Consider the following 4139-nt stretch of genomic DNA (forward strand, 5'->3'; position numbering starts at 1 on the left):
TTTTTGCTGTTTCACACTAAATTTTCAAAGTTTTATTTATTCAGTATTTATTAATATAAGCTGTATTAAACAAAGCTTCGAACAACATTTAAATCAACGTTTATTGCTATTATTGTTACTACGATCTCGAGTATTACGCGTACCACGACTTGCAGGACTGCCGCTGCTCTTAGGTTTTGTGCTGTTACCGCGACTGTCATTGCGATTATCACTACGACGCGCTTTTAGTGGCTTACTCTTAATGCGCTCTTGCTTCTCTTTAGCGGCGCCGTGCAAACCAGTACCATAACGCGGGCGTAGACTTACTAGGTCTGTTAACGTATTGATGTCTTTTTTGTCGAGCTCTAAAAAACGTCCAGTACGTAACTCTTTTGGTAGTGAGATCGTACCGTAGCGGGTACGTAGTAAACGACTGACTTTGAGACCTTGTGACTCAAACAGACGACGTACTTCGCGGTTGCGCCCTTCTTTTAGCTTGACGTGATACCATTTATTGACGCCTTCACCGCCGCCTTCTTTAATATCTTCAAACTGTGCCATACCATCTTCTAACATGACACCAGCGGTAAGAGTGCGCGCAATATCAGAGGTCACTTCACCCAGTACACGTACCGCATATTCGCGAGTCACTTCGTTAGAGGGATGCATCAAGCGATGTGCCATCTCACCATCATTGGTAAATAGTAACAACCCAGTTGAATTGATATCAAGGCGTCCAACCATCACCCAGCGATCGTGAGTCAGCTTTGGTAAGCGTTCAAAAACCGTTGGTCGACCTTCTGGATCTTTAGCAGAGCAAACTTCACCTTCAGGCTTATAATAAGCTATCACTCGGCGACGCTTCTCGTTTTCGGCTGTATATTTAATTTGGCGACCATCAACGCGAATCTCATCACCTTGCTCGACGCGATCACCAATCGTTGCAGGTCCATTATTGACAGTTACTCGCCCAGATTTGATGACTTCTTCCATCTGACGACGTGAGCCAAGTCCCATACGGGCGAGTGCTTTTTGCAGTTTTTCATCTTTCATAATCATGTCCTTGAGTCGGTTAGGTTACATTTCGCAATGTATCAACATCATTGAGTGAGTTTTAACGTATATTCTACGCTATTTTAAAATGTTTAGCGCATAAATTACTTGATTTACAGTTTTTTTAAACATTTTTGTATGGTTCAGGTTGTTATTAAAAGTTTTTTATTGACAATCATTCATACCTTAAATACTGCGTTCATATTTTATTGATTAATTTTTGCAGATAATCTTTTATGGTTTAAACCGTTAAAAGTGATATTAACACCGTTCATGCTATTGGTCGATATTTCTATTTCTCTTAAGTTATGTCGGTTGTTACTATATAAGTTGTAAGAAAAGAAACCTTTAATGTTGTGAATTGCCCATCATGTGAGTATTCTTCCATTACAAAAGTTTATAGAATATTGCGTTGTATTTGATTTAAGTGTATATTCATCGGTAATTAATCCGCTATTTCGAATATATGTATTTTTTTAATCCGTTTTTGCGAATATATGTAATTAATCTCTGCACACGACAAAAAAATCATCCCCACCCGATTTTCATAGGTTTAGGGGTTAAAAAGCTAACTAACTGTCGAAATACAGTCTTATCATTGTTAAAGAACACCAAGTGAAGGCCCTCAATCAACACATCCAGGCCAAGCGCAAACAAACTGGCTTGAGGTCGAGCGTTTGACTTTAACTTGCGCTTTAACGGCTTATCTTTGTCTTTATAAATACCGACATGATAAGCCCAACAAAATGCTAAGGCGTTCACTGCGACTAATTTACTGACCCGATCAAGATGGGTTAAGTGGGTATCTTCAAGATTAAAGCCACGGCCCTTTAGACAAGCAAATAAAGTCTCAATCTCCCAACGCTTAGCATAGCTTGTCATCGCATCCACTGTTTCTAGTTGATTGGTGGCCACAATCACTAAACCATAGTCTTTATCACGCTTGGCAAATACTCGAACCAAACAACCATCGACAGTCAGTATTCGCCCATGTCGATATGTTTCTTGATGGCTAACATGGCGCAATAACTCTTTAATCTGTACCAACTTGCCATGATGATTCTTAACTTTACTGTTCTTCTTAATCCGTATGGCAAAGGGTATGTGATTATTGGTGAGCCAGTTAAACCATTTTTCGCCAACAAACTCTCTGTCCGCTACTATCATCTCAAGGTTATCTTTGCCAAATTGTTTGATAAACCGCTCAATAAGTTCACAGCGTTCAAGATGGTTTGTATTACCTCGCTTATCTAGCATTTGCCAGTATAAGGGGATGGCTATCCCTTTATATACCACCCCTAACATAAAGATGTTGAGGTTACTTTTACCCCATTTCCAGTTGGTGCGGTCAATGGTTAAGGTGACTTCGCCTAGCCCAAATAGTCGATATATCATTAAAGCCAGTTGATCGTAGTCTATCCTCGCTTCGGCAAAAAATCGCTGTAGTCTGCGATAGTGACTGTCGGTCTTGCCACCCTTAGGAAGGTGTCTTGCTATTTTTTTTAAGATTACTGCTTTGAGCAGTAATCAGGGCTATTATCATTAGGCTCAAACAATTGATTCTTGCCTTGTTCATGCTCAGGTTTTGGGTTAAAGTCTCACTAAGTCTGTTAAAGTTTGGCATGGTCTATTCGTCTTAAAAATTACTATTATGCCTTTGCTTTAACAGACTTTTTTGTTTTTTTGTCGTGTGCAGAGATAAATTTCTTATTTCTTGGATTGTGTTGCTAACTTTATGAATTTACTGATGTTGAACTGGGCGGTGCTACACCCGAAGTAACCCATCCCAACTAAAATAATTCTGCGTCAAACGATCTCAGCTCATACTCCAAGCACGATTTGGCAAATAACAACCACTCAATGCAATTTTAGATTTGCCGTATTTGGCTTGGATCGCTTCAAAGGCTTGCATGAGATTTTCGTTTTTTTTCATGTTGACTATGGTTGCTGGCAGATCGCTTAGAAAAGTTGGGTGTGGAAGTGGTTAATAAAGAGATGTCGAGACAGTGTATTCAAGACCGTAAGTTAATTACAGGAGATAGTCCTTTGGCATCGAATACCTTGGGTAAAATGGCAGCACAAACGCTTTTGGCCGAGGTTCAGTAGTTATATTTTCTTCAATCAAGAGCGCCGTGGCGCTCTTTTTTTATGTCCAATTTGCTTGTTAAAAGTTCGATTTTTTAAGCTTGGAAACTGATCTTGAATGTGGATCAAAGATTAAAATTAAGCACTCATTTGTTCCAACCAAACTGTTTAAAAATCGCATGGCCTTGTGCAGAGCTTAAAAACGTAATAAAACTTTTTGCTTCAGGATTTTTTAGACTGTGTTGAGTTAGTGCAACACCTGCATCACGGTAAATCACCAGTTCAGGTTCGATCGGGATAATTTGCCCAATGTCTGGATTACTGACTCCCCAAATATTAAACACCAACCATGCATCATAGCTGCTGTCAGTTTCCCATGCTTTTTTCGCTGTGCCTGTATTGGGTGCATACATGGCGATATTTTTACGGAAGGATTTTGTGAGCTGAATGTTGCCCGTTCTACCTGCAATATCTTCCCACATGCCGACTTGGCCTGCGCCATGGGTGACCAAAACTTTAGTGTTTGGCCTGCTTAGATCTTTAAATCCTTGAATATGTTTGGGATTGCCTTTTCTGACTAAAATGGCAGCAGGGCGTAGGTAAATAGGCTCAATCGAGTCCTTTACGATTTTGTCGGCAAATAAGCTTTCGAAATCAGACATCATGGCTTCCGAACCACTATAGATGACGTCGGCATCAAGCTTGGCTTTGTCGCTCCATTGTGAAGTAGGGCCCGCGGTTACATGGACATCAATCCCTGTTTTATTTTTAAATTGTTTCGCTGCTTCGTGCATCGCTGGTGCTGGTCCACCTGGACCATAGACATTAATTGCCGCTATAGCATTCATTGATAAAAAGCCCAGCATGAGCGGAAAGATATAGTGGCTGAGCTTATAATTTTTTGACATTTTTATTCCCTTTATTGATATGTGAATGTTGATAATATTTGTTTTGCTGATGTATTTAAATATTTATATTATTTTTTTTGTTAAAGAGTTTTTTAAATATTAGCGTCGATTTTC

At 39.6% G+C, this 4139-nt stretch carries 3 protein-coding genes and 1 pseudogene; 1 reads left to right on the forward strand and 3 read right to left on the reverse strand.

What is annotated here, in order from left to right:
- Positions 1–93: 93 nt before the first annotated feature.
- Together rluB and PENNN9_RS03600 are read right to left on the reverse strand one after the other, a co-directional pair.
- The gene (rluB, locus tag PENNN9_RS03595) at positions 94–1032 is read right to left on the reverse strand and encodes a 23S rRNA pseudouridine(2605) synthase RluB (protein WP_058368375.1); all 939 of its coding nucleotides are present in this window, start codon (positions 1030–1032) and stop codon (positions 94–96) included.
- A 528-nt stretch (positions 1033–1560) separates the two neighbouring features.
- Complete coding sequence (locus PENNN9_RS03600) at positions 1561–2556, reverse strand: IS4 family transposase (protein WP_156410063.1); 996 nt, start codon at positions 2554–2556, stop codon at positions 1561–1563.
- A gap of 417 nt (positions 2557–2973) precedes the next feature.
- On the opposite strand from PENNN9_RS03600, the pseudogene PENNN9_RS12960 reads away from it, so the two are divergent.
- Positions 2974–3138, forward strand: a pseudogene (locus tag PENNN9_RS12960) (protein deglycase HchA); the annotation flags it as partial.
- Between the two features lie 125 nt (positions 3139–3263).
- Here PENNN9_RS12960 and PENNN9_RS03605 read toward each other — a convergent pair.
- The gene (locus PENNN9_RS03605) at positions 3264–4025 is read right to left on the reverse strand and encodes a substrate-binding domain-containing protein (protein ID WP_058368377.1); all 762 of its coding nucleotides are present in this window, start codon (positions 4023–4025) and stop codon (positions 3264–3266) included.
- Positions 4026–4139: the final 114 nt, after the last annotated feature.

The sequence above is a fragment of the Psychrobacter sp. ENNN9_III genome, assembly GCF_001462175.1.
Lineage (GTDB): Bacteria > Pseudomonadota > Gammaproteobacteria > Pseudomonadales > Moraxellaceae > Psychrobacter.